The sequence below is a fragment of the Streptomyces sp. CB02009 genome (genome assembly GCF_001905825.1).
GTDB lineage: Bacteria > Actinomycetota > Actinomycetes > Streptomycetales > Streptomycetaceae > Streptomyces.
Genome location: NZ_LIVV01000001.1, coordinates 564,866 through 587,895, shown reverse-complemented (window position 1 = coordinate 587,895; position 23,030 = coordinate 564,866). Strand labels below are relative to the sequence as shown.

Annotated in this window: 23 protein-coding genes and 2 pseudogenes; 9 read left to right on the top strand and 16 right to left on the bottom strand. The window is 70.0% G+C overall.

Features of this window, described 5'->3' with window-relative positions; all coding sequences use genetic code 11:
• Positions 1-81: 81 nt before the first annotated feature.
• Positions 82-255 (bottom strand): hypothetical protein, encoded by a 174-nt coding sequence (locus AMK27_RS42920; protein ID WP_198955784.1) that lies wholly within the window; start codon positions 253-255, stop codon positions 82-84.
• A gap of 79 nt (positions 256-334) precedes the next feature.
• Positions 335-643 (bottom strand): hypothetical protein, encoded by a 309-nt coding sequence (locus tag AMK27_RS02605; protein WP_073902378.1) that lies wholly within the window; start codon positions 641-643, stop codon positions 335-337.
• A gap of 686 nt (positions 644-1,329) precedes the next feature.
• Here AMK27_RS02605 and AMK27_RS02600 point away from each other — a divergent pair.
• On the top strand, positions 1,330-2,871 hold the full coding sequence (locus tag AMK27_RS02600) for a M4 family metallopeptidase (RefSeq protein ID WP_079188253.1): 1,542 nt from the start codon (positions 1,330-1,332) through the stop codon (positions 2,869-2,871).
• A gap of 110 nt (positions 2,872-2,981) precedes the next feature.
• Here the strand turns inward: AMK27_RS02600 and AMK27_RS02595 are convergent, their stop codons facing one another.
• Positions 2,982-4,172 (bottom strand): serine hydrolase domain-containing protein, encoded by a 1,191-nt coding sequence (locus tag AMK27_RS02595; protein ID WP_073902376.1) that lies wholly within the window; start codon positions 4,170-4,172, stop codon positions 2,982-2,984.
• 186 nt (positions 4,173-4,358) lie between these two features.
• On the opposite strand from AMK27_RS02595, the gene AMK27_RS02590 reads away from it, so the two are divergent.
• Entirely contained in the window at positions 4,359-4,715 is a 357-nt protein-coding gene (locus AMK27_RS02590) for a hypothetical protein (protein ID WP_073902375.1), read from the top strand.
• Here the strand turns inward: AMK27_RS02590 and AMK27_RS44455 are convergent.
• Positions 4,613-5,038, bottom strand: a complete 426-nt coding sequence (locus AMK27_RS44455) for a transposase (protein WP_445194828.1) — start codon at positions 5,036-5,038, stop codon at positions 4,613-4,615. The two genes, AMK27_RS02590 and AMK27_RS44455, sit on opposite strands and share 103 nt — an antisense overlap.
• A 468-nt stretch (positions 5,039-5,506) precedes the next feature.
• On the opposite strand from AMK27_RS44455, the gene AMK27_RS02585 reads away from it, so the two are divergent.
• A complete protein-coding gene (locus tag AMK27_RS02585; RefSeq protein WP_445194836.1) occupies positions 5,507-7,324 on the top strand; it encodes an alpha/beta fold hydrolase in 1,818 nt (605 codons plus the stop codon).
• Between the two features lie 308 nt (positions 7,325-7,632).
• Positions 7,633-8,532 (top strand): DMT family transporter, encoded by a 900-nt coding sequence (locus AMK27_RS02580; protein WP_241847281.1) that lies wholly within the window; start codon positions 7,633-7,635, stop codon positions 8,530-8,532.
• 34 nt (positions 8,533-8,566) lie between these two features.
• Here AMK27_RS02580 and AMK27_RS02575 read toward each other — a convergent pair whose 3' ends face one another.
• On the bottom strand, positions 8,567-9,946 hold the full coding sequence (locus AMK27_RS02575; RefSeq protein ID WP_073903848.1) for an STM4012 family radical SAM protein: 1,380 nt from the start codon (positions 9,944-9,946) through the stop codon (positions 8,567-8,569).
• 261 nt (positions 9,947-10,207) lie between these two features.
• Between AMK27_RS02575 and AMK27_RS02570 the strand changes: the two are divergent.
• Positions 10,208-11,053, top strand: a pseudogene (locus tag AMK27_RS02570) (DUF1152 domain-containing protein); the annotation flags it as partial.
• Positions 11,054-11,172: 119 nt separating this feature from the next.
• Here the strand turns inward: AMK27_RS02570 and AMK27_RS02565 are convergent.
• From AMK27_RS02565 to AMK27_RS02545, 5 genes are all read right to left on the bottom strand, one after another.
• The gene (locus AMK27_RS02565; protein WP_241847280.1) at positions 11,173-12,051 is read right to left on the bottom strand and encodes a DUF389 domain-containing protein; all 879 of its coding nucleotides are present in this window, start codon (positions 12,049-12,051) and stop codon (positions 11,173-11,175) included.
• A 360-nt stretch (positions 12,052-12,411) separates the two neighbouring features.
• A complete protein-coding gene (locus AMK27_RS02560) occupies positions 12,412-13,017 on the bottom strand; it encodes a GNAT family N-acetyltransferase (RefSeq protein ID WP_073902372.1) in 606 nt (201 codons plus the stop codon).
• Complete coding sequence (locus AMK27_RS02555) at positions 13,010-13,627, bottom strand: hypothetical protein (protein WP_073902371.1); 618 nt, start codon at positions 13,625-13,627, stop codon at positions 13,010-13,012. Before AMK27_RS02555 ends, AMK27_RS02560 begins: the two co-directional genes overlap by 8 nt.
• Positions 13,617-14,282: a TetR/AcrR family transcriptional regulator gene (locus AMK27_RS02550; protein ID WP_073902370.1), complete on the bottom strand. Its 666-nt coding sequence runs from the start codon at positions 14,280-14,282 to the stop codon at positions 13,617-13,619. The genes AMK27_RS02555 and AMK27_RS02550 overlap by 11 nt, the downstream gene beginning before the upstream one ends.
• A 115-nt stretch (positions 14,283-14,397) precedes the next feature.
• A complete protein-coding gene (locus AMK27_RS02545; RefSeq protein WP_073902369.1) occupies positions 14,398-14,733 on the bottom strand; it encodes an SCO4225 family membrane protein in 336 nt (111 codons plus the stop codon).
• A 298-nt stretch (positions 14,734-15,031) separates the two neighbouring features.
• Between AMK27_RS02545 and AMK27_RS02540 the strand changes: the two genes are divergently transcribed.
• Positions 15,032-15,667 (top strand): VOC family protein, encoded by a 636-nt coding sequence (locus AMK27_RS02540; protein ID WP_073902368.1) that lies wholly within the window; start codon positions 15,032-15,034, stop codon positions 15,665-15,667.
• 151 nt (positions 15,668-15,818) lie between these two features.
• Here AMK27_RS02540 and AMK27_RS02535 read toward each other — a convergent pair whose 3' ends face one another.
• The 5 genes and pseudogenes from AMK27_RS02535 to AMK27_RS44445 form a co-directional block, all read right to left on the bottom strand.
• Positions 15,819-16,544: a peptidylprolyl isomerase gene (locus AMK27_RS02535; RefSeq protein ID WP_073902367.1), complete on the bottom strand. Its 726-nt coding sequence runs from the start codon at positions 16,542-16,544 to the stop codon at positions 15,819-15,821.
• A gap of 526 nt (positions 16,545-17,070) precedes the next feature.
• Positions 17,071-17,381, bottom strand: a pseudogene (locus tag AMK27_RS43330) (IS5/IS1182 family transposase); the annotation flags it as partial.
• A gap of 10 nt (positions 17,382-17,391) precedes the next feature.
• A complete protein-coding gene (locus AMK27_RS42590) occupies positions 17,392-17,577 on the bottom strand; it encodes a hypothetical protein (protein ID WP_158076889.1) in 186 nt (61 codons plus the stop codon).
• Complete coding sequence (locus AMK27_RS44450; RefSeq protein ID WP_445194827.1) at positions 17,574-17,969, bottom strand: LuxR C-terminal-related transcriptional regulator; 396 nt, start codon at positions 17,967-17,969, stop codon at positions 17,574-17,576. The genes AMK27_RS42590 and AMK27_RS44450 overlap by 4 nt, the downstream gene beginning before the upstream one ends.
• 11 nt (positions 17,970-17,980) lie before the next feature.
• Positions 17,981-18,205 (bottom strand): hypothetical protein, encoded by a 225-nt coding sequence (locus AMK27_RS44445; RefSeq protein WP_445194826.1) that lies wholly within the window; start codon positions 18,203-18,205, stop codon positions 17,981-17,983.
• 598 nt (positions 18,206-18,803) lie between these two features.
• On the opposite strand from AMK27_RS44445, the gene AMK27_RS02520 reads away from it, so the two are divergent.
• The 3 genes from AMK27_RS02520 to AMK27_RS02510 all read left to right on the top strand — a co-directional run bounded on the left by AMK27_RS02520 (position 18,804) and on the right by AMK27_RS02510 (position 21,754).
• Entirely contained in the window at positions 18,804-19,823 is a 1,020-nt protein-coding gene (locus AMK27_RS02520) for a 3-dehydroquinate synthase family protein (protein ID WP_158076888.1), read from the top strand.
• Positions 19,820-20,788: a BadF/BadG/BcrA/BcrD ATPase family protein gene (locus tag AMK27_RS02515; protein WP_079188152.1), complete on the top strand. Its 969-nt coding sequence runs from the start codon at positions 19,820-19,822 to the stop codon at positions 20,786-20,788. The genes AMK27_RS02520 and AMK27_RS02515 overlap by 4 nt, the downstream gene beginning before the upstream one ends.
• A 138-nt stretch (positions 20,789-20,926) precedes the next feature.
• Entirely contained in the window at positions 20,927-21,754 is an 828-nt protein-coding gene (locus tag AMK27_RS02510) for a TIGR03619 family F420-dependent LLM class oxidoreductase (protein WP_158076887.1), read from the top strand.
• Between the two features lies 1 nt (position 21,755).
• Here AMK27_RS02510 and AMK27_RS02505 read toward each other — a convergent pair whose 3' ends face one another.
• Positions 21,756-22,955: a hypothetical protein gene (locus AMK27_RS02505; protein WP_073902363.1), complete on the bottom strand. Its 1,200-nt coding sequence runs from the start codon at positions 22,953-22,955 to the stop codon at positions 21,756-21,758.
• Between the last annotated feature and the right edge of the window lie 75 nt (positions 22,956-23,030).

Here is a 23,030-nt window from a genome sequence, read left to right as displayed (position 1 = left end):
GTCTCCGGCCGTCGTAGCGCAGCGGAGCCCCGGCCGCAGTAGCCGGCACGGGGCTGAATCGAGTGCTGCCGCGGTTTCCCGTCAGGAGCGCCGGCGGATGCTCCGGCCTGCGCCGATGCCCGCCACCTGCAGGGCCAGGGCGGTCAGTCCGAGCAGCATCACGTTCGTCGAGGAGAACGTGTCGTTGGTGCCGATGTCCGCCGCGTTGATCAGGAAGGCGATGAAGAACAGCACCGCCGCAACTATGCCAAGCATGCTCAGGCTCCTCTCGAAGGGTGGTGTCCGTATGCCCCCGCATCGGCCTCGTAAGCCGGGACGAGCGTTCGTCTACGCGTCAGAGATCGCTGTCGATGCCGGTGACGGCCGGCGGTGCGAGCGGGGCGTCCGCTTCCGCGATTCCCGCCTCTCGCAGGGCGGCCGACACGAGCCTCGTCGCGTCCAGTTTCGCCTCGTAACGGTCGGCGGCGTCGACCTCAAGACGGATGGCGAACGTGCCGTCCTCGTTGAGCGTCAGCAGGTTCACCCCCTCGCTCTCGCTCACGTCCGTGTGCTGGGGGGCCAGCTTCTGTTCGAGGACGGCGCGCTCCGAGTCGGTGATGTCCGAGGTGAACGTGCCGGGAACGGTGATGACGAAGGTGGTCATGAGTACTCCTCGCGTGGGGCGGAGGGTGAGCGTCGTTCTCCTCATCCTCGGTGATGACGCGGCTCCGACAGGCCTCTGACATGGCATCGGGCCGCGGTGACGAGTGGGTGCGTCGTGTTCCCCTCTCAGGCGCTCGCGTGGCGCGGAGCGGGTGCTCCTCGCGTTGCGGCGTGATGCGTGTGCGGGTGGCCCAGGGGTATGCGGGCGCGCCGCGGTCCGGCCGACGCCGTGGCGAGCGGGCCGTCGCGCACCCGGCGCAGCCGCCAGGCGGCCCGCAAGGACGTGACGTGTTCGCTCTTCGTCGACATTCCGCCCGTGTACCCCGATTCGCGCCGCCCATCGGCGGTGACGGGGATCTGTCCGGGTGGTCGTGAGGCGCCCTGCCACGACACGCGACCTGCAGGCGTGCGGTGCGGATCTTCACGCCGCCCTCATCCCCTCTCCTGAAGGAACCACCAACTGGCCGCATAGCGAACACAGTTCTCTGTCCTTCGGACAACAGATGGTCAAATCCTTGTTGCATACCTGCCAAACACGTCGGCTCGCTGGCACGCTCACAGCCGCACCACCCCCGCACCACACCCCCCACGATTCCCACGCTTCGCAGCGAAGGAGCCCGCGTGACCCGCCAGCAGTCCTCGCACCGCCGTACCGCCACCGCCACCGCCCTGATCGCCTCGGCCGCCATGGTCGTCGTCGGAGTCCAGACCGGCTCCGCCAGCGCCGATGCCCAGCGCGAAGCCGGCGCGACCGCGCTCGTACTGTCCGCCACGCAGCGTGCCGCCGCCGTCCAGGAGGCCCAGGCGGGAGCCGATGCCACGGCCCGGGCCATCGGCCTCTCAGGCCAGGAGAAGCTCGTCGCCCGGGATGTCGTCAAGGACTCCGACGGCACGGTGCACACCCGGTACGAGCGCACCTATGAGGGTCTCCCCGTCCTCGGCGGCGACCTCGTCGTGCACCAGAAGAAGAACGGCGGCCGCGCCACCACCAAGGCCACCGACGCCCGTATATCCGTGGCGAGCACGACCGCATCGGTCACCGCCACGAGCGCGGGCAAGTCCGCCGCCGCCTCCTCCGAGGCCCGGTCCGCCGCGCCCGCCTCGTCCCGCAAGGTGGTGTGGGCGGCCACCGGCAAGCCGACGCTCGCCTGGGAGACGACCGTCACGGGCGTCCAGGCCGACGGCACGCCGAGCAGGCGTCACGTCATCACCGACGCCACCTCGGGGAAGGAGCTGTACTCCTACGAGGCGGTCGAGACGGGCGTCGGCAACACCCAGTACAGCGGCCAGGTCACGCTCGGCACGGCGCCCTCGTTCACCCTCACGGACACCGCGCGCGGCGGCCACAAGACGTACGACCTGAACGGTGGCACCAGTGGCACCGGGTCCCTCTTCACCAGCAGCACGGACACCTGGGGCAACGGCCTGGCGACGAACCGGGCCACCGCCGCCGCGGACGCCCATTACGGCGCGGCCGTGACCTGGGACTTCTACAAGAACGAGCTCGGGCGCAACGGCATCCGCGGTGACGGCGTCGCCGCCTACTCCCGCGTCCACTACGGCAACGCGTACGTCAACGCCTTCTGGGACGACTCCTGCTTCTGCATGACGTACGGCGACGGAACGGGCAACACCAAGCCGCTGACCTCGCTCGACGTCGCCGGCCACGAGATGTCCCACGGCCTGACCGCCTCCACCGCCGGACTGAAGTACAGCAAGGAGTCGGGCGGCCTCAACGAGGCCACCTCCGACATCCTCGGCACCTCGGTCGAGTTCTACGCGGCCAACGCCACGGACGCCGGCGACTACCTGATCGGCGAGAAGATCGACATCCGCGGCAACGGCACCCCGCTCCGCTACATGGACAAGCCGAGCCGCGACGGCAACTCCGCCGACTACTGGTCCAGCAGCGTCGGCCGCCTCGACGTCCACTACTCCTCAGGCCCGGCGAACCACTTCTTCTTCCTGCTGTCCGAGGGCAGCGGCGCCAAGACGATCAACGGCGTCTCCTACAACTCCCCGACCAGCGACGGCTCCACCCTCACGGGCATCGGCCGCGCCAAGGCCTACAAGATCTGGTACAAGGCCCTCTCCACCTACATGACCTCCTCCACCACCTACGCCGGCGCCCGCACGGCCACCCTCTCCGCGGCCACCGACCTCTACGGCGCGGGCAGCGCCGAGTACACCGCGGTCGCCAAGGCCTGGACCGCGATCAACGTCAAGTAACCCTGCACCGCAACCGGCGGCGCGCGCTCCGTGCGTCTGCCCGCCCGAGCCCGCCCCGCACACTCTCCGTGCGGGGCGGGCTCGCGTGTCGACCGACCCCGGGTCGCCGGTCAGTTCCTCAGCAGGGCGCAGACGAAGTCCTCCTGCACGGCGCGGACCTTGGCAAGGAGCTCCGGCTTGACGCTCTTGCTGGTCTGGGTGTTGATCGAGAACGTCAGCGAACGCCTGCCGTCCGCCGTGCCGACCGCGAGCTGGGTGTAGCCGGGGAAGTTGCCGGTGTGGCCGTAGACCGTTCCGCATCGCGTGGTGTAGCGGAAGATCGCCAGCCCGCCGGCGTTGACACCGGGACCGGCGGGCTCCGACGCGGCGCCGGGGATGAAGGTCCGCTGCTCGCTGCGGGTCCCCTCCGACAGGAAGCCGCGTCCGCCGGCCCAGGCGCGCACGAAGGCGTTGAGGTCCTTCGGTGTCGAGACGATGCCGCCGGAGGCCCAGACGCCTGAGGCGCCGATGACCTCGCTGATGTCCTCCGGCGGGGCGGGCGGCGTCACGTCGTAGCCGTGCAGGTACGGCCTCGGCAGCCGGTAGCCCTGGGGCAGGCTGGTCTGCCGCAGGCCCAGCGGCCGGTACACGAGCTGCGCGAGCAGCCGCTCGTACGGCTGTCCCGTGACCGCCTCCGCCATCAGCGCGACGGCGATGTTGTCGGAGTTCGAGTACGCGTACGTCGATCCCGGCGGGAACAGCAGGTCCTGGTCGGCGACGAAGTCGAGCAGTCGGCGGGAGTCGAAGTGATGCCTGGGGTCCTCCTGCAGGATCGCGAGGAACGCCGGCGCCGTCGAGAAGTCGGGGAGCCCGCTGGTGTGGTTGAGCAGCTGCCGCAGCGTCACCTGGTGCCACGCTGCGGGCAGGGACGGCAGGAGCTCGCCGATCGTGTCGTCGAGGTCCAGCTTCTGCCGGTCCACCAGGCGCAGGGCGACCGCTCCACTGAAGGCCTTGGCGACGCTCGCGATCCGCATGTGATCGGTCGTACGGGGCGGGCGGCCGGTTCGCGTGTCGGCGACGCCCGCACGGTAGACCGACGTCCGGTCGCCCTGCCGCAGCAGCGCGATCGCTCCGGGCGGGCCGCCGGCGGTGCGGACGAGGTCGTCCAGCTGCTTCTGCAGGCCCCTGTCCGGGGCCGGCGGCGTGCCGGTGGCCTGGGCGGGATGGACCAGGGCGGCGAGAACCGCGGACGCGGCCAGGCCGGCGACGGACAGCCGCAGGCGTACGCGCGGACGGCGACGGACTTCAGAACGTGGCGGCACCGGGGCTCCTTCTCGGTCCTGCCGGGCGGACGGACTCGCCCGGTTCAGAGGGTTCGCCCCAGCTTCGGGCGCATCACCGGGAGCCGCCTGCCCGGTGACGCATTCGGCCCAGGAAACCCCTCCCCCCCGACCGCACGAGCGCGTCGTCGGGTCGCGCGGCGCCGCCGAGCTGCCAGGCTGTGACAGATGACGGCTGATGCGCGAGGGCCCGCCAGGACCGCTGACGGGCGGTACGTGATCGTCGACGGCAGACGCTGGCGGGCCACGGATCCCGAGGTTCCGGAGGACGTCGCCGCACGCCTGCGCTCTCACCTCATGTCGGCGCGTCGTGCGGTGGCCACCGCCCGGCGCGCCCAGGACGCGGAGGCCGAACGCGCCGCCCGGACCCGGGTGCACACGGCGAAGGTAGCCCTCGGCGAGCGCGGCACGCCGTGGTGGGATCAGCCCGATTCGGAGCGCCGCGCCCGTTGGACGGAGGGACTGGCGGCCCTCGACGCAACCACGAGCGAGGAGCCGGCAGAGGAGTCCGCCGGCGAAGGATGAGCCTCGCCACCATGGACGGACTCCGACGGAACGTGGTCCATCGCGTCCATCGGCACCGTCTCTGCCGCGTCCGCGACGAACTCTGGCCCGGCCTGCGAGGCGGCCTGCGGCGTGGAGTGGGCGCCGGGGCGGCGCTCATCGGCGGCCCGGATCCAATCCCTCAGCGTCTCGGCGTCCACCCCGAGATCACCGGCGACCGACTTGATCGTCGCTCCCTGCCTCGACCGAGGCAACGCAACCGAGTGCCGGCTGAAACGTTTCCGACGTACGACAGCAGCTTTCGCAGCCGAGTCTTTGTCCAGCAGCGGCGCAGGAGGACACACCTCCTGCCGACTGTCCGGTTCGGCCCCGTCCCGGGTGCCGTCACCACGCGGCGCCCTCCGGACCGCATCCGTACCACCACGTTGCCGTCTCCCACCGAAGAGGTGCAGATCATCTTGCGGTATTCGACCGTCCCCTCGATCGCAGCCGGAATCAGCGTCGCCGCCTCGCTGATCACCCTGTCAGCCGTTCCCGCCGACGCAGCGTCCACCCCGGCCCCGGAAGGCGTGCAGTGGGAGCTCTGCCGGGATGCGGTGTCGGACTGGAATCGCAACGACAACCGCAGCGAATGCACACTCATCCCTGTCCCGGTGGACTACTCCAAGCCCGAGGGCAGGAAGATAGATATCGCGGTGAGCAGGGTCAAGGCCACCGGAAAGCGCACCGGCGCTCTCTTCGGCAACCCGGGAGGGCCCGGTCTGGCCGGCACCCCGTCCGCCCGTGAACTCCTCAGCAGCCGTCTGGCGCCCATGAACGAGACATTGGACTTCATCGGCATCGACACCCGCGGGACCGGCTACAGCGCCCAGATCTCCTGCGACGAGCCAGAGTTCCAGGGCAGTGAAACAGAAGAAGAAATGTTCGAGATGCGTGCGCATGCGAAGCGCGCATGCATCGCCAAGGACCCGGCACTGGCACTCTCCATCAGCATGGAGAATGCCGCCCGGGACATGGATCGCATCCGGCAGGTCCTGGGATTCGACAAGATAAACTTCTACGGAAATTCCGGCGGGACGGCGCTTGGCGCAGTCTATCGCTCCATGTTCGACAAGCGCGTCGACCGCATGTGGCTGGACTCCATCATGTCCCCGGCCGGTCAGAGTGCAGCGGTCGAAGCAGAAGCGGCCGCATACGATGCCGGATACCAGCGGTTCTTCAAATGGCTGGCCGGCAAAGACTCCACCTACGGGTTCGGCACCTCGCCCAAGAAGGTCGAATCCGCATTGAAGGAGCTGCAGAAGAAGGTCGGAAGGGAAGGATTCGCCGCCCTCCTGGATACCAACTTGGAAGCCATCCCTGATCGGTGGGAGCGATCAGCCGCAAAGTTGATGGAGGTCCGGGACAGCGGAGCAGAGGTGACCTCCGCGCAGCCGAATGCAGACCGGAAGGCTTTCGGCTTCGGGGAGATGGGGCGTAATTACGGCTTCACCCACGACGCCTTCATGTGCAACGCCAGCCCCGACGGCCGGACGTATGCCGATCTCGTCCGGATAAGGAAGGAACGGCAGGCGAAGTACCCATTTTCCACCGACTTCAACAACGAGCCGGTCGCGAACTGCGCCGGCTGGCCCGCGGGCAAGCCGTGGGCATTGAAGCCCGGAAAGAGCCGGCTGCAGCTGTCCGGCCACAAGTTCGAAACCGTCACGCCTTACGTATGGGCCAAGATGATGCACGAGAAGATCGGCGGATCGCTGCTGACCGTCATGGACGCGGAGCACTCCACCATGAAGTCCAAGGACTTCGCGTGCGGCTCCAAGGTGCTCGACTTCTTCCGGGACGGCACACCCGCGAAGGGCAGCTGCGCCGGTTTCCCCGCCGACCGGACGGGCCCCCCGGGACCGGCCGGCAACATGGCGGGAACCGTGAAACTCCCTTACTGCTCCGCTTCGCTGGTCCGCCCCCGCACAGCCCGCGACGAGGACAAGGCGCTCCTACTCACCAACGGGCACTGCCACCCTGCGGGACGGCCGAAGCCGGGTGAAGTGATCACCGACAGGAACGCCCCTATCGAAGGCACCGTCATGAGCCCGGCAGGCCGCGAACTCGGCCCGGTGACCGGGCGGGTCCTCTACGCCACGATGACCGGAACCGACATCACGCTGGCCCAACTGGACTCCACATACGCGGAGATCCAGCAGAAGTACCAGGTTGAGGCATTCCCGCTGGCCTCGTCCTCGCCCGTGCCCGGGCAGAAGATCAAGGTGGCGTCCAGCTTCCTGGAAAGCGTCTGGTCGTGCCAGGCCGAGGCCGTGGTCCCGACCCTCAAGGAGGGCGACTACACATCGACCCATGCCATCCGCTACGCGAAGGAATGCGACACCCGGCCCGGAAGCTCCGGCTCGCCCGTCATCGACGCCGGGACCCGGGAGCTCATCGCCGTGAACAGCACCAGCAACCGCGACGGCAAGGAGTGCGAACCGAACAACCCCTGCGAGGTCGACGGGACGGTCACCACCGTCCACCAGGGACGCGGGTACGCCACCCGGACCGCGGCGATCGCCGCGTGCATCGGAGACGACAACACCCTGGATCTCACGCGCCAGGAGTGCACCCTGCCCAGGCCCTGACCTGAGCCCGCCTCACCTCACCCCCTCCCTTTCCGCCCCTCTGCCCACGGTCCCCTTCCGAAGGGAGCCCGAGGCGGAGGGCGGACCCCGTGCGTTCGCGGTCCGCCGCCATCCTTCACAGGTCCGCAGCCTCCGCTCCGCGAGGCCCGCGGGCTGCCGAGGCCGTTCCTGGTCCTGAAACCGCGCCGTACGGTGCGAGAGCGTCGTATCCGCCGGTGACGCGAGCCGGATCTCATGGGTTTCGCCAGGGTCCTGGAGGCTCTGCGCGCCGGTACGTTCGCCCGGTATTCGCCAGGGAGGGGATCGGTGTGAGCGGCGTGGTGTTGGTACTGGTGGCTGCGGTGTTATGGGGAACGGTGGGGCCGGCGCAGGTCTGGGCCGGGAGCGGGGCGCATCCTGTGTCGCTGGGGGCGGCCAGAATGCTGGTGGGTGGACTGTTGCTGGCGGTGGTGATGGTGCGGCCGGCCGGGCTGCGTACCTTGCTGGTACGCGGGGTGCGGCGGTGGGTGATGGTCAGCGTGCTGGTGACCGCCGCGTTCCAGGTGTGCTTCCTGCAGGCGGTCGAGCGGTCCGGGGCGGCGCTGGCGACGGCGTCGGCGTTCGGTGTGGTGCCGGTGGTCACCGGAGTGTGCGGGCTCGTGCTGTCCGGTGAGCGGCAGTCGGGGCGGTGGAGTGCGGGGACCCTGTGCGCGGTCGTGGGGGTCGGCTTGTTGCTGTTGCCCAGCGGTGAGGGGCGGGCGGACGCCCTCGGCGTGGTGTTCGGGGTGATGGCGGGTGCCAGCTTCGGCGTCTACATCGCAGCGACCAAGGAGGTGGGTGCGCGGGGCGGCGATCTGGACACGGCGGCGCCGGTGAGCGTGCTGTGCGCCGGTCTGATGGTCTCGCCGTTCCTCCTTGTCGCTCCGGAGGGGCTGTTCACGGCGCGCGGGGCGGCGCTGGTGGGGTGGCTGGCGCTGGGTACGACGGCTCTGGGGTATCTGCTGTTCACGCGCGGGGTGGGGCGGCTCAGCGCCGCCACGGTGGGGACGCTGAGCCTGGCCGAACCGCTGGTGGCCACCGCGCTGGGTGTGGTGCTGCTCGGTGAGCGGCCGGGGCCGGTCGCCGTCGCCGGCGGCGTGCTGCTGCTGGGCGGGCTGGTGGCCGTCTCGGTGCCGGGGCGTCGGCGGACGGTGGTCCCGGAACCTCGGCCCGAGCCGGTGGGCAGGTGAGGGGGTCGGGCGGCTCGCCGGTCCTGGTGGCCGTCTACCGGTCCTGGTAGCTGCTCATGTTCGCGCGCACGTGGTCGGAGAAGAACCGCGGGCCGATGGCGTCGGCGCGGGCCATGCCCTCCGGCGTGAGCAGCAGGACCGCGCCGACGGCACGGACCCAGTTGCGGGCGAGGAGGGTGTCGAGCTGGGTGGCGAAGTCGCTCTCGAACCGGGTGCCGAAGTGGCGTTCGTAGCGGGTGCCGTCGAGTCCGGACGATTCGAGCAGGTGCTGGAGGACGTACATCCGGCGTCGCTCGTCGTCGTTCATGGCGAAGGCCCACTGGGCGCGGCGGAAGCGCTCGCTCGGGGTCGCGATGTAGTCGTCGATGATGCGGCGCACCTCGGGGACGGCGACGGCGTAGTCGGTGGTGTAGTGCAGGTCGGTGGTGAAGGAACGGGCGCCGACGCCGAGGCCGACCATGCCGGCCTGCTGGTTGTACTCGCTGATGCTGCTGCTCTCGTCGTCCTCGATGGCGGCGCTGCCGAGGCGCCTGAAGACGCGCATGGACGTCTGCTCGTATCCCGCCGACAGGAGGTGGTCGCGGCCGAAGCGGTAGAGGTGCAGTCGCTGGTCGTCCCAGTCGGCGGGACTGGTGGCGTGGCGGGAGCTGAGGCCGGTCAGCGGGCGGACGTAGAGGGGGTAGAGGTAGATCTCCTCGGGTTCCCAGGCGAGGGCGGCGTCGAGGGAGACCTGGAAGGTGCGTTCGGTCTGGCCGTCGATGCCGTAGATGAGGTCGATGTTCAGGATGGGGAAGCCGGCGTCGCGCAGGCGGCCGAGGGCGGATTCGACCTCCTGGCGCTTCTGCGGGCGGACGGCGGCGCGGACTTCGTCGTCGAGGAAGCTCTGTACGCCGATGCTCAGTCGGGTGGCGCCGCGTTCGGCGAGGACCGCGAGCCGGTCTGTGGTGGCGGTCGCGGGCGATGTCTCGACGGACCAGGACGCCGCCTGCAGGTCGGCGCCCATGATGTTCTCGGAGATGTCGCAGAGCCGGGTGAGTTCGCCGGCCGTGAGGTAGGTCGGGGTGCCGCCGCCGAAGGCGGCGAGAGTGAAGCGTAAGGGGTGGCCCTGCGCGTCGAGGGCTTCCCTGGTGACACGGGCCTGGCGTTCGAGGGTGTCGAGGAAGGCGGCGGTGACCTCTTCGGGGGCGCCGGTGCGGGTGAAGAGGTTGCAGAACCCGCATCGCATCTCACAGAAGGGCACATGGGCGTAGAGGGAAAGGCTGTCGAGCCGTTCCCCGGACCACAGGTCGCTCAGGAGCGGGCCGTCCTCCAGGAGGCGGTAGGCCTTCTGGTGCGGGTAGGCGTAGACGTACTGCTGGTAGGGGGTCTCCCTCTCGGTGGGTGCCGTGGTGGGAAGAGAGGGGGACGGGAGCATGACGAAGTTGCCCATGGGCGGTGTGCCTCACTTTTCTGATGGATCGTCACGGATGGTGACAGCTCGGTACCTTAGAGCTGTCTAGGAACTGATATCTGTAGTGCGATCAGCAAAAGATGCGTTTCATGCTCTAGATGTTCGTCTGCACTTTTCGCGAGGAAAGTACTTCGTCCCGAATTGCCGCCCCTGGCGCGGGCCGTGAGCGATCCGGACCGCTCGATACGGCTGACGGAGCGGGCGCCATGGGGTTGTGTGGGTGCCATGACGCGACTTCTCATCGCTGCGGGAGGTGGCGGGGACGCCATCACGGCAGCCATGGTGCACACCGCCCTGCACGGCCGGCGCGCTCCCGCCCTGGTGCTCACCTACGCGTGGGAACGACTGGTCGTCGACCCCGTGCCCGGGCCGCGTGGCATCGCGGACTTCACGGCACTCGACCACCTCGCGCCCCATCTGGCACTCGTCACCGCACACACCGCGCCCAAGGCTCCCGCCGGATCGCTCCTCCCCCGGCTGGCCGGCGGCCTGCGGCCCGCACTGGGACTGCTCGACCCGTACGACGGCACGGTGGGTCTCACCCGGCAGATCCAGGCGGCGGCCCAGTGGTGCGGCGCCGACCGGGTCGATCTCGTGGACGTGGGCGGCGACATCGTCGCGCGCGGCGACGAACCGACGCTGCGCAGTCCGCTCGGCGACGCGCTGGTCCTGGCCGCCTGCGCCGCGACGAACCTTTCGACCAGCGTGTACGTCGCCGGACCGGGCCTGGACAACGAGGTACCGCGGTCCGTTCTGGCTCCACGACTCGGGGCCCCGGCCTTCGCCCTGGCGCCCGAGGACACCGACGACGCACTGCCCGTCCTCGACTGGCATCCCTCGGAGGCCGGCGCGATGCTCGTCGCGGCGGCCCGCGGCGTCCGAGGCGCCTGCGGCACCCGCGACGCCCCCGCCGCCGTCGTCCTGGACGACTCCTCGCCCCTGGTGTACCGGCTCGCCGTAGAGGACGCGCTCCGCCTCAGCCCTCTCGCGCAGGCACTCGCTCTGTGCCCGAGCCTGGACGCCGCCGAGAAGGTCTCACAGGCCGTCTGCGGCTTCTCCGAGATAGCAAGGGAACGTCGGCGTGCCGCCCTCCTCCCCCCGCCGGCCGCGCCACGTCCTCCCAGGGACCCCGATGTCGTCCTGGACCGGTACCTCGCCTTCGAACACGCCCGTCGCGCCGAGGGCCTCGCCTACGTGACGACGCGCAGGATCACCGAGGACCTCGCCCTCACGCCGACCGAAGCCGATGCCCTGTACGCCTCTCTCGCCACGGGTTCACCCACTCGGCGCGTGGCACCGCTGTGGCGGCTGGCACCGGCCTGAGGGGCATCGGCGCGGTGGGGACTTCCGGGGGTTGGCCACGCGGCCGAACAGCAGGATCGTGACGCCCATCGCGACCACCACGCATGCACCCCGGCCCCGACGAGCTCGGCTGAGGTCCGCCTCCGCTTCGCCATGCCGGCGAAGACGAGGGCCAGCAGATTGGACACGAACAGGACGAAGGATCCCAGGGCCAGCCACCACGCGGCCTGCCCGAGGCAGACGCCGGTCACCACCAGCGGTGGTACGAGCGAGATGGCGATCGCCACTCCGGGCAGGACCGCGGCGACGTCCCGGCGGGCCAGTGCCAGAGCGCCCGCGAAACCGGTGGCGAGCGCGGCGACCAGATCCATCAGACCGGGCGATGTGCGGCTGGAGATCTGGCTGTTCGACAGCAGGTCGTAGGAGGAGGGCAGCACCAGCGAGAACAATGCTCCGAGTGCCACGACCAACAGCCCGCCGGCGCCGACGAACAGAGCCGCCGTCGACCGTCGACGCTGTACGGCGCCGAGGGCGATCCCCATGATCGGCGTCGAGAGGGGTGCGACGATCATCGCCCCGATCACCGTGGCCGTCGAATCCGTCAGCTCTCCTCCGGCCGCGATGACGGCCGACAGGAACAGCATGGACCAGAACGCGGACTGTTTCGCGCGGATGTCTCCGGCGGACAGGTCCAGGTCCTCCTCCAGTTCCTCCAGCGTCCTTCGCTGGTGGTCAGGGAGCACGCGGTCGCGGAGGCTGCTGAGCATCCCCACAGTCTCGCGCCGCGCCGCGCCGTGCCGAGGACGCCTGAGCCACCCCCGGCAGTCCCTCCAAGAGAGCACAAGGCGGAACGCCCTCAACGGCCCGCTCGCAGAACGTCGGCAGGCGCCGCCCCGCAGGGCTCGGGTCGGTCGGCCGTCATCGCCCGCGCGGCGTCCGGTGTCTGTCCAGAGGCCGGGCGCCCGCTCCGGGCGGCCTGGAACCGGGCCGGATCCGGCCCCCTCCGGCCGTTGCCCACCGGTGCGCGACCGCGTCCCTGCGCCCATAGCCGCACAAAGGTTCCGCCGCGTCCGGCCGCACCCTCAAGGATCGCGACGCATGCGGCGTGGTGCGTTTCAGGAAGAGGATCACGCTCCCGCACGGCTCATGGACGTGACGCTCAGCGGTCCCAGCGGGGTTCTGCCCAGGGTGGCGAAGCCGAAGTGCTCGTAGAGGGGGACGTTCGCCGGGTCCGCCGTGGTCAGGTACAGGCCACGAGGGGCGGGTGTGACCGCCAGGACGTGGTTCAGGAGGAGGCGTCCGACGCCGCGTCCGCTCAGGTCGGGGCGGACGCCGACGAACTCCAGGGTCCAGGCCTCCGGAGTGACGCCGCCCGAGGTGGCGTCCAGGTAGCGCATGGTCCGGCCGAGAGCCCTCGGTCCGCAGCGCAGCACGGTGCGGGACGCCCAGCGGGCCCGGGCGCCGATGCCGGGAGTCGCGCGCGGCGGGGTGAGTACGGCTGCCGCGAGGAGCCGGCCGTCCGCGCCCACGACTGCGTGACGGCGAACCCCGTCGAGTCGGGCATGGGTGCGCAGCGTGGCCCTGAACCAATGGGTGCGTGCGCGGGCCGAGTCGCCGCAGATCCAGGAGACGGCGGGCTCCCGGGCGAAGGCGGCGGCCAGCAGGTCGGCGCAGGCGAGCGGGTCGGGGCCGGTGTCGATCTGCCAGGAGTGCTCCGCCGTCGGCTCAGGCATCGCGCTTCCGTTCCAGCGGCGCCTCGGGCACGAGGTGGCAGACGAGCAGCTTGAGGAAGAACAGCGGCGCGAACCAGGCGAGCGCGGTGGGCACCGATAGCCAGAACAGGTTGACCAGGACGGCCGCCGTCAACAGGGCCATCGCCACCGGCCGTCTGAGGTGCAGGGGGGCGTATTCCACGGTCACCGCCCCACCGAGCAGCAGCGCGGCATTCGTGAGCGTCCACGTCAGATCACCGGACAGGACGACGAGCCCCATGGCGGCGAGGTGGGTCAGATGCGCGGAGACGAACAGCAGTCGGGCGCGTCGGGCGCCCGGGGCGGCGCGGTGGTACCAGCGCTTCGCGGCGTTGGTGGCGTTGGTCAGTACCCCGCCTATGAGGTCGAGTCCCGCGAGGGCGACCACGACGAGTTGCGCGGTGGACAGGTCGCGCAGGATCCCGGAGGTCGACAGGCCGGCGGCCAGGAGGGATGCGCAGCCGAGAAGGCCGAGTGTCTCCACTACGGACTCGGATCGCGACTTTCCGGGGCCCATGAACCGCTCCAGGCGTCCCGCGAGGCCGGGCGGGGTCGCCGGTACCTCCCAGGAGATCTGCACGTCACCTCGCATCGGCCGGGCCCCCTCCGGTGGTCGTGGCGGCGCCGGTGGTCGTGGTGACGGCGGCCCCGCCCCACATTCCGCGCAGAAGGCACCACAGCTGTGCCGGGGCTTCGTCGTCCGGGGAGTCCACGGCTTCGGGAGGGATGCGGTCGCTCGTCATACGGGCCAGGGCCCAGGCGTCGGCGGCCCTGATGACCGCCGCGGTCGCGGACACCAGAAGCCCGTGGTCCACGTCGGTGCGGATCATCCCGAGCCGCTGACCGTCCGTGACCAGGGCCTCGAACCATGCGAGCCACGGGCCGGTGTGGGTGCGCCCGATGGCGGCGTCGGCGAGGGCCAGGTCCTCGGGGTGGTCCCGCAGATGGGTGGCGAGGGCGGCGGAGCCGCCGGCGAACCTGGAGCGGAAGTCGGCCTCGTCACGCGCCGGGGCCCACGGGCCGAGGGCGCCGAGAAGTCGCGCGAGCACACCGTCGAGGACCGCGTTGAGCAGGTCCTCGCGGCCGTCGAAGTAGTGGTAGGCGGCGGTCTTGGAGACTCCCGCGGCTTCGATGATCTTGTTGTAGGACGCACCCTCGGCACCGTGCTCGGCGAAGTGCCGACGCGCCGTCCCCAGGATGTGCTCACGGCGTTCCGCAGGCAGGCGGTCGAAACGAGGTAGAGGCATAACTGCAAGGTACCACTGGGGTGTACCAGCAGTACACCCCAGTGGTACCTGCGCGACGTGGACTGTCGGCCGACACAGAGAGAGGCGACCGAGAGACACGACGAGGAGAGGGTCTTCACGCAATGGTGCGGGCTTGCCGCGCCGGCTTTCCCCGGAGTCCCCGGTACACGAGACCGAGGAGGAACGACTGGAGCAGCGCGGAGAGGGCCAGCGCCGCGAGGAAGTACCCGGTCGCCGGGCCCGAGTCGCCGTCCGCGAAGTCGGGGAGGAGCAGGAGCATGCTGGTGGGCGCGGTGATCAGGAGCATCCAGACGGCCGCGAAGCTGCTGTCCGCCGTCGCCGAGGCGAACACTATGGGGAGCGCTGCCGCGGTCACCATGCCGAGGTAGACCAGCGAGGCGGGGTTGGCGAACGTGAGCCGGACGAGTGCGCGGGGGCGACTGTCTCGCATGATCGATTCCTCCTGGACGGATCCGTCCCGCCGTGTCGACGAGGGTTCCAGCGTGCGGCGGGGCGACCCCTGACGCCTGAGTAGCGCTACTCACATCGCCGTGGGGGAAGGCGCGTTGCGGGCCCGCTGATCACGACAACGGCCGCCGCGAGGACGGCGACGGCGGCCGGGGTGCGTACCGGTCCGCCCCGCACCGCCCCGCACCACACCGCTCCACGACTGGATCCACGGCGCACGCGGCCGGGGAGGCGGGCGTGGCGTCGGGACATGGACGGGTTTGTCGGGTGATGATGCCGAAGTGCGACTTGATCACGTGTCCTATGCGGTGGCCCGCGACAGCTTCGTCTCGACCGTCCAGCGGATCGGGTCGGCCCTCGGCGCCGGGTTCGTCGACGGGGGCGTACACCCGCGATTCGGGACCCGCAACTTCCTTCTCCCGCTGAGCGGCGGCACCTACGTCGAGGTCGTCACCACGCTCGACCACCCCGCCGCCGACCGCGCACCCTTCGGCCAGGCGGTCGCGCGCCGCGCCGCCGAGGGCGGCGGCTGGCTCGGCTGGGTGGTCTCCGTCGACGACATCGCCCCGGTCGAGACCCGCCTCGGCCGCACCTCGACCGATGGCCACCGTGTCCGCCCCGACGGGTTCGACCTGAGGTGGAAGCAGATCGGCCTGCTGGAACTCATGGAGGACCCGCAACTACCCTATTTCCTGCAGTGGTTGATTCCCAGCCAGGAGCGACCGAGCGCCGACCCGCGTACCTCCACCACCATCCGAGGAGTCTCCATCGCCGGCGACGCCGACTCCATCGCCGAATTCCTCGGCGAACCGGCGGACCACCCCCTCGACCAGATCGACGTCACCTGGGTCGAGGATGAAGAACCGGGCCTGGTCTCGGTCGAGTTCGCCACCGCCCACGGCCCGGTCACCATCTGAGAGAGGCCCGACTTCCCCGCGAGAGCAGCCGGCTGGGGTCTCCTGGCCCTCCCCTGCCGCACGCGGTTCCTTCACTCGGTCGGCGCCGTCCGCCTGGGGTGGCCGCAGGCGCCGGGCAAGCTCATCGAGGACGTGGCCGCGTCGTGGTGCGTCAATGCCGGCAGGACGGCCGGACGCGGAGCAGTTCGGTTCGAAGGACGGGAGTGCCGTCGACCGGTGCCGGGTTCTCCGCCGTCGGCTCGATGCCTGCGGCGGCGATCTTGTCGAGTGTTGTCAGACCGTTGGGGCCGACCGTGCCGAACACCGTGTAGTTCGGTCGCAATGCGGAGTCGCCGTAGACGACGAAGAACTGTGAGCCGTTCGTGTTCGGACCGGCATTGGCCATCGCCAGCAGGCCGCGCCCGTAGAGGCGGCGCGTGCCGGTGGGATCGGTGGGTGCGGGCGGCAGGGCCACCGGCAGCTCGTCCTTGTACTTGTATCCGGGGCCGCCCTCACCGGTACCGGTCGGGTCGCCGCACTGCAGGACCTTCAGCGTCGGATACGCCGTCAGACGGTGACAGACCGTGCGGTCGTAGAACCCGTGCCGTGCCAGGTGCAGAAAACTCTGCACCGTGCACGGCGCCTTGGCCCGGTCCACCTGCAGCTGGAGCGGGCCCTGGCTGGTCGGAACCGCCATGTCCACCGTGCCACGGCTGGGCGTGCGCCGCGGGTCGGGCGGCAGCGGAACAGGCCGCGCAGGCGGCTCGTCCGGGGTCTGCGTGTACTGGCAAGGGCCGTGCGTGGTGCGTGGCGGAGCGCTGTCGGAAGCGGTGGCGACGCTCCCCCCGGACACGACTAACGCCACGGCCGCGAATGCGCTGATCAGTGCTCGTCTCATCTTGCACACCCTCCCGGTGATCTCCAGGTCTTGGAGCGGTCGCAGTCTAGGGCGTGGTGTTGCCTGCGGGAGGGAAAGTTCCGGCCGATCAGCGTGACCACAGCCCATGCTTCCGGAAGACACGTCCTCGCCCGTGTCAGGACAAGGGGATCCGCAGCCGGCACACCGATCATCAGGACTGCTCGCCTCGCCGGCCGCGGCCCTTCCCTGCTTCAACGTGCGCGAGTGGACCCGCTCCCGCACCCAGAGTCCTGCAGCTTGGCCGCGTGCGCGCCGCCGCAGGCGAGGATGCCTCGCTGTTCAGCGGCAGGGGATGCGCCGGTGGGACTGCGCACCGTTCAGGCGCGCAGTCCGTACTCCTCAGTCGCTTGTACCCGCCTGGAGCATCCAGTGCTGTTTCTCCCGAACGCCGGTGATGCCGATCAGAAGGTCCTGCGTGACCGGGTCGGTGATGCCGGTCTTTCTCGGCAGGCTCCCCTTCCAGGTCGCGTCTGGGCAGTTCAGGGCCGGTTTCAGGCTGGCCGGGTCACGCTGTCATGGCGAGGTTGTGCATGTGGGCGACGGCCTGGGCGGCGTGGTGGAGGCCGTTGCCGCGCTGTCGGCAGTCGCGGAGGAGTAGTGCTTCATGCGGGCGAAGGCGTGCTCAACACGGGCCCGGACCTTGCGGTGCTCGGCGTTGTCTTCCTCCTCGTCGGGCAGCAGGGCCCGGCCGGGGCGTTTGCGGTGTGGGACGACAAGCCCGGTGGACCTGGTGTCGGCGTCGATGATGACCTGCACGTTCGCGGAGAACCGGTAGTTGCGTGAGGACGCGCGGGTCTTCCGGTCGCGGACCGGGATCGGTGATGGTCTACTCCAGCCCGCCGGGATCCAGGGTGTCGATGCTCTGGGCCGCTGACTCGGCGAGCGTGGATGGCAGCCGGTCGAGCAGACTGCGGAACGACGCGTACTCGTCCAGCTTCCCGAAGCTCCGCTGCGACCAGCCGACCCCGCGTACACGCCCATCGCCTGCCGCCTGGTCTACCGCTGGCTTCACGGCGTCAGGCCGGCATCTCGGGCAAGGAGCGCGGCTTGCACGCGGTTGCTCACCTGGAGGGCGCTCAGGATCCGGCTGACATGGGTCTTCGCGGTGCTTTCGCGCATGCCTAGCCGCTGCGCGATCTCGGCGTTCGCATCGCCGCGCGCAAGGAGGGCGAGGACGCCGCTCTCCCGGGGAGTCAGGGGCGCAATCCGGGCTCGCGCGGTGATGGTCTGTGGCTGGTTGGTGCGGTGGTAGCGGTCGGCAAGGCGACGGGCGGCGGTGGGGCTGAGCATGGCGGATCCCGAGGCCACGAGGTGGACGACGCGCTGGATCTCCGTCGGGTCGGTTTCTTTGAGGAGGAAGCCGTCGGCACCGGCGGCCAGCGCGCTGTAGACGAACTCGTCCAAGTCAAAGGTGGTCAGTGTGATGATCTTCGGGCGGGCAGGGCGAGCAGGTGAGGAATCGCAGCGATGCCGTCCATGCGGAGCATGCGAACGTCGACGAGAGCGACGTCGATTGCACGGGCTGCGGCCCGCTCGACGGCCTCCAGCCATCGGAGGCTTCGGCGACGACCTCGATACCCCTCGTCGCCGTCGAGGAGGTCCGACAGACCGAGCCGGCCCAGGACGTCGTCGGCGATCATTGCATGGATCATGTGGGAGAGCTGATTTGCTCGGTACTGGGGTGTGGAATGCGGGCGGCAAGTCGCCAGGCGCCAGACCACCGCCCACGGAGAGCACCCGAACCCACCTGTTCGCGGACCGGGTGCGTTTGCCGTTCGACGCCGGAGAGGGCCTGGCCGCCGACCTGGCTCAGCACAACCCGGCCCGCGGAAGGCGCGTCCTGGCCAGCTACCGCCACCCCAGGCGAACTCGGCACCGGAGCAGGGCCTGCCGCCCGGGCGGTGCCCACGCTCCGGCGGTCCCGCGCCCGTACGGGACGTTGCGAGCCCTGTCGCGTCCAGGTCGTGACTCCGCCTCGGTGACGGGACCGCCTGAGCATCCGGCGGGGAATGCCGGGGGCATGCAACCAGGAGTCGAACAACGTGGGCCACCGGGGCCGGAGCTCCCGGCCGCTCCGGTGGAGGCCTCTTGACAGAAGAGCGATCGCGGAGCCTCAATGAGGCAAATGCCATCCGGTCTGGGAGGGTTGTGCACCCCTTATCGAGCCCGATCGTTCGCCATCTGCACTTTCGCTACTTTCGTGAGTTCTCCGGGGCCGTCGCCATCGGCTCAGGCAACGTGGAGCGTGATCTGTGCCAACAGGTGGCTGATGCCCGACCTTTCGTTCTGGCAGATCGTGCCGTCTGGGGCAACGGGACGGGAGCGCGGGTGCTGTCGGCCCTGGGACCGCTGGACGACAGCCGGCAGCACCTTCTCACGGCCGGCGAGGGCATCAAGTCGATCGACGCCTGGCGTGGTGTCGTGGAGTGGATGCAGGATGCCGGCATGCGGCGCCACGACGTGCTGGTGATCGTCGGAGGTGGCTCCCTCACCGACTTGGGGGGCTTCGCCGCTGCCACCTATCTGCGCGGCGTGCCCTACATCAACGTCCCGACGACGATCCTCTCCCAGGCGGATGCCGCCATCGGCGGAAAGACGGCGATCAATTCCCCCGCAGCCAAGAACGCCTTGGGCGCCTTCCACCACCCTGTCGGGGTGGTCACCGACGTCACTCTCCTGGAGACCCTGGAACGCCGTGATGTCAGTGCGGGCCTCGCCGAATGCATCAAGGTGAGCGCCGCGCAACGCTCCGGTGCGTTGTTCGCGTACCTCACAGAGCACGCGGAACTCCTGCTGGCGAAGGACGGACCCTCGCTGATGGACGTGATCGGCGCAGCGGTGGAGGAGAAGTTGAGGCTGCTCGCCGACGACCCGTTCGAGACGGACCTGGCGCGTGTGCTGAACTTCGGGCATTCCGTCGGCCACGCCCTGGAGAGCGCCGACCAGTACCGCAACTGGCGTCACGGCGAGGCGGTCGCCATCGGCATGGCCACCGCGGCGAGGACTTCCGCCCTGCTGGGCATCTCGGACCGTGAGACCTGCCGTGCTTTCCTCCGCCTGCTCACCCGGTACGGACTCCCTCTGTCCGTACCGGACGCCCTCATCGACGCGGTCGTCGAGCATCTCGACGGCATCCGGCGCGTTCGCGGCGGAAAGCTCCGGTACGTGCTGCCTCGCACAGTGGGCGAGTTGGTCGTCCTGGACGAGGTGGATACCGAAGTGCTGGTACGAGCGATGCGAGAGCGGGCAGCCGCATGAGCCGCCGCGTCATGCGCTTCGCCATCGACAGCGGAGGAACGAACACCCGGTTGGCGATCGAAGGGCCGCGGCGCTCCACTGCTCGCCCGTACGGGTTCGGGTCTCTCAACCCGGCCTCGTGCGACGCGGAGGAAGCTCGTGCGTCGCTCCGCGCCACCGTGAATCGTGTGGCGGAGTACGTCCGGCACAACGACGACATCCCCGTGTCCGGGATACTGGCAGGTGCGGCGATCAGCGCGGAAACCCTGGGCCACTGGGCCGAGGTGATGACGGAGTGCCTGAGCAGGTCGGCCATCGTGGGCGAGATGGTCCTCACCAACGACATCGACGGCTTGATCGTCGCACCGCCGGTGGCGGGGGCCGGCGGGGTGTTGGTGGCAGGGACCGGCAGTGGCGCGATGGTGATGAACCGGAGCGGGACTGTGATCCGGGTCGGCGGCTGGGAGTACCTCGCCTCGGACGAGGGCAGTGCCTTCTGGATGGGCCGTGCCGGCCTCGCCGCGGCAGTACGGGCCGGCGACGGACGGGGGCCGGCGACGTCAGTGACCGACCGCATCGAAGCCGACGCAGGTCGACCGGTACGGGAGGTGGCCAGGCGGGTGGCGGAGCAGCCGCACCCTCGGCAGGCCGTGGCGCGCTTCGCGCGCTGTGTGACGGGCGCCTGGTCAGAGGACGGAGACCTCGTGGCGAGCGGCCTGGTCGACGCGGCCGTGGACGAACTGCTGCTCCTGGTATCGACGGGGATGCGCCGGGCCGGTGGAACGCAGCCGGCTTGGGCGGTGACAGGCGGCCTCGTCGTCGAGTGCGGGCCGTTCGCGGACCTGCTGGTCGGGCGGATCAGCGCGCTCGACCCCACGACACGAGTGACGGTGGTCGACGAGCCGGTGAACAGCCTGCTGCGGAGCCGTCCGCTGCAGTCGTACCCCCCGGAACTCGTGCGCCTCACCCTCACCATGCCCGCGTAGCGCGGACCGGGCGGAGACGATGCGCGACACGGCCGTCCAGGAGTGCCCGATTCCCGCGTACGCGCTGAGGCAGCGGACGAGGAGCGGGACGGTTTCCGGCTGCCTTCTGGCCCTCCCTCGGAGGCCGGCTCAAGGATGGTGAGCGTCGGGCTCCGCGGTCTGAACGTCGCCTGGCGAGGTTCCTCCTTCCTGCGAGAGATGGCGCACGCGGCGGAGGAGGCGGAGGTGGAGTCGTTGTGGGTCTCGGACCACGTGGTCCTCCCCTCTGCTCCCCAACTCCACGAGCAGGCCCGAACGCAGGGGGAGTTCGTGGATGCGTTCGCCTCCCTGGGGTACCTCGCCGCCGTCACCAAGCGGGTCCGGCTCGGCGCGGCGGTGGTGGTACTGCCTCTCCGTCATCCGCTGCTGGTGGCGAAGGCTGCCGCCGGCGTGGCCGCTCTCTCCGGAGGGCGGCTTCTCCTGGGAGTGGGATGCGGCTGGCTGGAAACGGAGTTCCGGGCCCTCGGCATCGGCTACGCCGACCGCGGCCCCCGCACCGACGAGTACCTCGCCGCACTCCGGGCCGCGTGGGGGAACAGCGAGGACGGGTTCGCAGGCCGGTACGCGGCCTGGCGGGGTACGGCAGCGGTGGCACCTCGTCCACCGTCGGGAGAGGTGCCGATCGTCGTGGGCGGCGAGACCGGTGCGGCCCTGGAGCGCGCTCTGCGCCACGGGGACGGCTTCTTTCCCACCGGGCCGGGCCGCCTCGCCCTCGCGGAGGCCTTCCGACGCCAACGGCCGGGCACTCCAATCACGTTGCCCGTGCTGCCCGATGGCGCCGACCTGAGGGATGCGGTGCGCACGGCGGACCGTGTGGTGCTCACGGTGCGGCCGGGGGCTCCGCGCGCCGACTTCGGCGTCGCAGATCCTGCCGAGGTGGCCCCGGCAGTTGCCCGGGTGCACGACATGGCAGCCGGGCCTCAGTGAGTCACGCGGCAGAACCCGGGGCCGTGACGCCCTCCCGTGTCAGCAGATCGCGAGTCTGAGCCAGGGTGAAGGCGCAGGCAGGCGTGAAGCGATGTGACAGCAGCGCGTCCGAGAGCTCGAAGCCGAAGAGGTCCCAGACGAAGATGCTGCGGATCTCCCAGTTGCCGACCAGCCTGCTCAGTTCCGTGCGGGCGAACTCGGGATCCCTGATCTCCGCGACTCCGCCGATGATCAGCTGCCCGTTGACCGCGTCGAAACCGAAGCCGAGCAGCCTCAGGCGCAGGTCCCCGGCCTCCATCCGGCCCACCACGTAGGCCATCTCGGGCTCCCCGAGGAACCAGCTGGGATCGACGCGGAGACTGCCGCTCTGGACGGACGAGCCGTCGTAGAGCTCCTCGTAGACCTCGCGGAGGAAGTTGTGAGTGAGGGAGACCGGCGTGACATCGGAGAGGTCGTGCGTCTGGCACCCGAACATGGGGACGATACCGAGGCCGCCACCGTAGGTCGAAACCGCGGGGGACCTCTCCTGGACGATGACCTTGGGCACCCCGTCCTGCCAGAACACCAGCGCGACGGTCATGCCGATGGAGTGGGCTCCCATGCCGCACTCCGCGGCTCTGGCCGCAGAGGACAGGTGCTGGTCCCGGATGGGCGTGGCGCGCTCCGGACGGACGACAGCCGCATACGTCTCGTCCTCAAGTGCGCCGCACGCGGTGACGTACTGGAAGTAGTCACTGACGAAAACCTGTATGCGGGGTCCGTCGGGAGTGGAGGTGACCGCGCGGGCGCAGGCATGGAGGTCGTTCCAGACATCGGGACTGTCGATCTCGGCCGGATCCTGAAGGCGTGCTGCGACGGTGCGACGGTTGAACACGACGCTCGAGTGTTCGTGGGGCGGGGACTGGAGAAGCAACAGCGTCTCGTCCTGGTCGACTTGACGCCACTCTGCGGTGGCGAGGAAGGGGATGCTCACCGCGCGTGAGCCGATGACAATGCGGTACAGGTCGTCGAGACGACCGCGTTCACGGTAGTAGCGCGCTATCCAGTCGGCCGCGAAGTCGGGCTTTCGCTGACGGCCCACCTCCTGCCGCCTCCGTGCAGTCCGACGCCGTTGCACCCGTACTTTCAACGGCCTGAAGCAAAGGCCGAGTACGAAGGCGATTCCCGCGGCGGCAAGGTTGACCAGCAGATCCTGGAACATGAGTCTCCTGCAGTGAGTCAGAACGCTGTGGTGCCGAGGGGCGGACTCGGCGAGGGGCGGCACGTGAGGCGTCGG

What these genes read in the sequence shown, in the direction of transcription:
- AMK27_RS42920 (WP_198955784.1), bottom strand. Translation starts at nt 255, where the DNA reads ATGCTTGGCATAGTTGCGGCGGTGCTGTTCTTCATCGCCTTCCTGATC.
- AMK27_RS02605 (WP_073902378.1), bottom strand. Translation starts at nt 643, where the DNA reads ATGACCACCTTCGTCATCACCGTTCCCGGCACGTTCACCTCGGACATC.
- AMK27_RS02600 (WP_079188253.1), top strand. Translation starts at nt 1,330, where the DNA reads ATGGTCGTCGTCGGAGTCCAGACCGGCTCCGCCAGCGCCGATGCCCAG.
- AMK27_RS02590 (WP_073902375.1), top strand. Translation starts at nt 4,359, where the DNA reads ATGACGGCTGATGCGCGAGGGCCCGCCAGGACCGCTGACGGGCGGTAC.
- AMK27_RS02585 (WP_445194836.1), top strand. Translation starts at nt 5,507, where the DNA reads ATGAACGAGACATTGGACTTCATCGGCATCGACACCCGCGGGACCGGC.
- AMK27_RS02575 (WP_073903848.1), bottom strand. Translation starts at nt 9,946, where the DNA reads ATGCTCCCGTCCCCCTCTCTTCCCACCACGGCACCCACCGAGAGGGAG.
- AMK27_RS02565 (WP_241847280.1), bottom strand. Translation starts at nt 12,051, where the DNA reads ATGCTCAGCAGCCTCCGCGACCGCGTGCTCCCTGACCACCAGCGAAGG.
- AMK27_RS02560 (WP_073902372.1), bottom strand. Translation starts at nt 13,017, where the DNA reads ATGCCTGAGCCGACGGCGGAGCACTCCTGGCAGATCGACACCGGCCCC.
- AMK27_RS02555 (WP_073902371.1), bottom strand. Translation starts at nt 13,627, where the DNA reads ATGCGAGGTGACGTGCAGATCTCCTGGGAGGTACCGGCGACCCCGCCC.
- AMK27_RS02550 (WP_073902370.1), bottom strand. Translation starts at nt 14,282, where the DNA reads ATGCCTCTACCTCGTTTCGACCGCCTGCCTGCGGAACGCCGTGAGCAC.
- AMK27_RS02545 (WP_073902369.1), bottom strand. Translation starts at nt 14,733, where the DNA reads ATGCGAGACAGTCGCCCCCGCGCACTCGTCCGGCTCACGTTCGCCAAC.
- AMK27_RS02535 (WP_073902367.1), bottom strand. Translation starts at nt 16,544, where the DNA reads ATGAGACGAGCACTGATCAGCGCATTCGCGGCCGTGGCGTTAGTCGTG.
- AMK27_RS44445 (WP_445194826.1), bottom strand. Translation starts at nt 18,205, where the DNA reads ATGATCGCCGACGACGTCCTGGGCCGGCTCGGTCTGTCGGACCTCCTC.
- AMK27_RS02515 (WP_079188152.1), top strand. Translation starts at nt 19,820, where the DNA reads ATGAGCCGCCGCGTCATGCGCTTCGCCATCGACAGCGGAGGAACGAAC.
- AMK27_RS02505 (WP_073902363.1), bottom strand. Translation starts at nt 22,955, where the DNA reads ATGTTCCAGGATCTGCTGGTCAACCTTGCCGCCGCGGGAATCGCCTTC.